The sequence below is a fragment of the Streptomyces spongiae genome (genome assembly GCF_009377185.1).
Classification (GTDB): domain Bacteria; phylum Actinomycetota; class Actinomycetes; order Streptomycetales; family Streptomycetaceae; genus Streptomyces; species Streptomyces spongiae.
Genome location: NZ_VJZC01000706.1, coordinates 1 through 4,625, shown reverse-complemented (window position 1 = coordinate 4,625; position 4,625 = coordinate 1). Strand labels below are relative to the sequence as shown.

Here is a 4,625-nt window from a genome sequence, read left to right as displayed (position 1 = left end):
GCCAAAGGCCGGGAGCCCCCTCGTCTTTCAGGGGCGCGGGGAACTGCGCGACCAGCCACGAACTACCGGCAGCCGCCCACGCACCCGCAGTACAACGGTCAGCGGCGCCGCTCTTCCACCGAACTGTGAACGACAGGCCGCGCATCCGACAACGCCGCCACCTCGGCCCGGAGTGCCCGGACCTCCTCAGCCAGCGCAGCTATCGCCGCCGTCTGCCGCCGCTCCTCCACGTCATCCATCTCGAACCGCGAAATGAACCACGCCGCGATGTTCGCGGTCACCAGACCGAGCAGCGCGATCCCCGACAGCATCAGCCCCACCGCGAGCATCCGCCCCAGCCCGGTCGTCGGCGCGTGATCCCCGTACCCGACCGTCGTCATCGTCGTGAACGACCACCACACCGCGTCGCCCAGCGTCTTGATGTTCCCGTTCGGCGAGTCCCGTTCCACCGACAGCACCGCCAGCGAGCCGAACATCAGCAGCCCGACCACCGCCCCGCCGACGTACGTCGTGAGCCTTATCTGCGAGGCCACCCGCGCCCGTTGCCCGACCAGCAGCAACGTGGACACGAGCCGCAGCAGCCGTAGCGGCTGGATCAGCGGCAGCACCACCGCGCACAGGTCGAGCCAGTGCGTCCGCACGAACCGCGCGCGCTCCTCGGCCAGCAACAGCCGTACGAGGTAGTCGAGCGCGAACGCACCCCACACGGCCCACTCCACGGCCGTGCACAGCCGCTCGACGCCCCGGTCCGCCTCGGGCCACACGATCGGGACGGCATAGGCAACGGCGAACGCGGCGGCCAACCCGAACAACGGCCGCTGCGTACGCCGTTCCCAACGAACCTGTGCCGGTCGCTCTTTCATGCCCGCATCGTAGAGAACGTGAAGAGACGGTGGAGCGCCTACGCGTCGCCGCCCGCGGCACCGGGATCGGCCGCCGACACATCCAGCAACTGGTACCGGTCGATCGCCTGCTTCAGCACCGACCGGTCGACCTTGCCCTCACGCGCCAGCTCGGTCAGCACCCCGACCACGATCGACTGCGCGTCGATGTGGAAGAAGCGCCGCGCCGCACCCCGCGTGTCGGCGAAGCCGAACCCGTCCGCGCCCAGGGACTGGTACGTACCCGGCACCCAGCGCGCGATCTGGTCCGGAACCGATCGCATCCAGTCCGACACGGCCACGAACGGACCCTCGGCGCCGGTCAGCTTCCGCGTCACGTACGGAACGAGCTGCTCCTCCTCGGGGTGGAGCAGGTTGTGCCGCTCCACCTCGACGGCCTCGCGGCGCAGCTCGTTCCAGGAGGTCGCCGACCAGACGTCCGCCTTCACGTTCCACTCGGAGGCGAGGATCGCCTGCGCCTCGACCGCCCACGGCACGGCGACACCGGACGCGATGATCTGCGCCGGGATGGACCCCGACTCGCCGGCCCTGAAGCGGTGGATGCCCTTGAGGATGCCCTCGACGTCCACGTCCGCCGGCTCGGCCGGGTGCTGGATCGGCTCGTTGTAGACGGTGAGGTAGTAGAAGACGTCCTCGCCGTGCGGGTGCTCCTCGGAGGAGCCGTACATCCGGCGCAGACCGTCCTGCACGATGTGCGCGATCTCGAACCCGTACGCCGGGTCGTACGCGACACACGCGGGGTTGGTGGAGGCGAGCAGCTGCGAGTGGCCGTCCGCGTGCTGGAGGCCCTCACCGGTCAGCGTCGTACGGCCGGCGGTCGCGCCCAGCACGAAACCGCGCGCCAGCTGGTCGCCCATCTGCCAGAACTGGTCGCCGGTCCGCTGGAAACCGAACATCGAGTAGAAGACGTACACCGGGATCAGCGGCTCGCCGTGAGTGGCGTACGACGAACCGGCGGCGATCAGCGACGCGGTGCAGCCCGCCTCCGAGATGCCGTCGTGCAGCATCTGGCCGGTCGGCGACTCCTTGTAGGCGAGCAGCAGATCGCGGTCCACCGCCTCGTACTGCTGGCCGAGCGGGTTGTAGATCTTCGCGCTCGGGAAGAACGAGTCCATGCCGAAGGTGCGGTACTCGTCGGGCGCGATCAGTACGAACCGCTTGCCGAGCTCCTTGTCCCGCATGAGGTCCTTCAGCAGCCGGACGAACGCCATGGTCGTGGCGATCGACTGCTGACCCGAACCCTTCTTCACGCTCGCGTACGTCTTGTCGCCCGGCAGCTCAAGCGGCTTCGACCGCACGAGGCGGGTCGGGACGTACCCGTCAAGACCCTGGCGGCGGTCGTGCATGTACTGGATCTCCTCGGAGTCCCGCCCAGGGTGGTAGTACGGCGGGAGGCCGCTCTCCAACTCCTTGTCGGAGATGGGGAGGTGGAGCCGGTCGCGGAAGCCCTTGAGGTCGTCGACCGTCAGCTTCTTCATCTGGTGCGTGGCGTTGCGGCCCTCGAAGTTCGGGCCGAGCGTCCAGCCCTTGACCGTCTTGGCGAGGATCACCGTCGGCTGGCCCTTGTGGGCGCGGGCCGCCGCGTACGCCGCGTAGATCTTCCGGTGGTCGTGACCGCCGCGGCCCAGGTGCAGGACCTGGTCGTCGGTCATGTGCTCGACCATCGCGCGCAGCCGGTGGTCGTCGCCGAAGAAGTGGTCGCGGATGTACCCGCCCGTCTCGGTGGCGTACGTCTGGAACTGGCCGTCCGGCGTGGTGTTCATCCTGTTGACCAGGACACCGTCGCGGTCCTGCGCGAGCAGCGGGTCCCACGAGCGGTCCCAGACCAGCTTGATCACGTTCCAGCCGGCGCCCCGGAAGACCGACTCCAGTTCCTGGATGACCTTGCCGTTGCCGCGCACCGGGCCGTCGAGCCGCTGGAGGTTGCAGTTGACGACGAAGGTCAGGTTGTCGAGGCCCTCGCGGGCGGCCAGGGTGAGCTGGCCGAGCGACTCCGGCTCGTCCATCTCGCCGTCGCCGAGGAACGCCCATACGTGGGACTTGGAGGTGTCCGCGATCCCGCGCGCCTGGAGGTACCGGTTCATCCGCGCCTGGTAGATCGCACCGATCGGGCCGAGGCCCATCGACACGGTCGGGAACTCCCAGAAGTCGGGCATCAGCCGCGGGTGCGGGTAGCTCGACAGGCCGTGCGGCGTCTTCGACTTCTCCTGGCGGAACGCGTCGAGGTGCTGCTCGCCGAGGCGGTCGAGGAGGAACGCGCGGGCGTAGATGCCGGGGGAGGCGTGTCCCTGGAAGAAGATCTGGTCGCCGCCGTCACCCCGGTCCTTGCCGCGGAAGAAGTGGTTGAAGCCCACGTCGTAGAGCGAGGCGGAGGAGGCGAAGGTGGCGATGTGCCCGCCGACACCGATGCCGGGGCGCTGGGCCCTGGACACCATCACGGCGGCGTTCCACCGGGTCGCGTTGAGGATCTTGCGCTCGATCTCCTCGTTCCCCGGGAAGAACGGCTCGTCCTTGGTGGCGATGGTGTTGACGTAGTCCGTGCTGCGCATCTCGGGCACGGCCACGCGCTTCTCGCGGGCCCGCTCGATCAGCCGGAGCATCAGGTAGCGCGCGCGCTCACGGCCGCGCTCGTCCACGGCGGCGTCGAGCGAGTCGAGCCACTCCTGGGTCTCCTCGGGGTCGAAGTCAGGGACCTGACTCGGAAGGCCGCCAATGATGATCGGGTTGCGATCGGATCCGGAAGCCACGCTGTTCCTTCGCTGTCAGAGGGCCACTCTTCTATGTCCTTGCACCTATGTGCCTGCACCGTTCCCCATCGTGTACCTCGGGAACGTAAACGTCACCTCTACCCTGGGGTAACCAGGACGTTCGCACGGGCGCTTGGGGGCAGGCCCGAGCAAAACGCAACGATACGCCCGGGCCGTGGCGCGTTCCGTAAGGGCATTCGAGTCTCGTACCCTCGGATGGTTACTGAATGCACAAACCGGGCAGAACGGTGTGGCGCGTGTCACTCTTCTTCTGTGGTTCCATGCCTGGAGTTGCGGCGACACGGCCAGGATCGTCACCGTTTCGGCGGTCTCGATGGCTGGGTACTTGCGCGATCCGCCCCGCCCGTGTGGACTACGGCCAAGCTTCGCGTACGCGCGTGGCTGAACTTCCCTGGGGGCGACCCCACCCGAACATGATCAGGAGGCAACCCGTGAGCGCGACCGCGGACCACGCGGAGGAGCGGACGAACCCTGCCGCGAGGCTGGGGTTCCAGCCCGAGCAGGTGGTCCAGGAGATCGGCTACGACGACGACGTCGACCAGGAGCTCCGCGAGGCCATTGAGGAAGTCGTCGGCAGCGAGCTCGTCGACGAGGACTATGACGACGTGGCCGATGCCGTGGTGCTCTGGTTCCGCGACGAGGACGGCGACCTGACCGATGTGCTGGTGGATGCCATCACGTACATCGAGGAAGGTGGCTCGATCCTGCTGCTGACGCCCAAGACGGGGCGCGACGGCTACGTGGAGCCGAGTGACATCTCCGAAGCCGCGACGACGGCGGGTCTGTCGGCGACGAAGAGTGTGAGCGTCGGCAAGGACTGGAGCGGGAGCCGGCTGGCTACCCCGAAGGGGGCCAAGTCGAAGAGGTGAGTGTCCTTCGGGGCGCGTTGTGAGTGCCGGGTACGGGGCGGTGGAGCAGGGCGTTTTTCTCGCCCCCGCCGCCCCTGCCCGTCCCA

At 68.3% G+C, this 4,625-nt stretch carries 3 protein-coding genes; 1 reads left to right on the top strand and 2 read right to left on the bottom strand.

Features of this window, described 5'->3' with window-relative positions; translation table 11 throughout:
- Positions 1–98: 98 nt before the first annotated feature.
- Entirely contained in the window at positions 99–863 is a 765-nt protein-coding gene (locus FNH08_RS45035) for a potassium channel family protein (RefSeq protein WP_152777324.1), read from the bottom strand.
- 38 nt (positions 864–901) lie between these two features.
- Positions 902–3,649, bottom strand: a complete 2,748-nt coding sequence (gene aceE, locus FNH08_RS45030) for a pyruvate dehydrogenase (acetyl-transferring), homodimeric type (RefSeq protein ID WP_322726476.1) — start codon at positions 3,647–3,649, stop codon at positions 902–904.
- A 452-nt stretch (positions 3,650–4,101) separates the two neighbouring features.
- Between aceE and FNH08_RS45020 the strand changes: the two genes are divergently transcribed.
- On the top strand, positions 4,102–4,539 hold the full coding sequence (locus FNH08_RS45020) for a DUF3052 domain-containing protein (protein ID WP_322726475.1): 438 nt from the start codon (positions 4,102–4,104) through the stop codon (positions 4,537–4,539).
- Positions 4,540–4,625: the final 86 nt, after the last annotated feature.

Excerpts from the sequence above, each read along its gene's own strand:
- FNH08_RS45035 (WP_152777324.1), bottom strand. The coding sequence starts at position 863 with ATGAAAGAGCGACCGGCACAGGTTCGTTGGGAACGGCGTACGCAGCGG.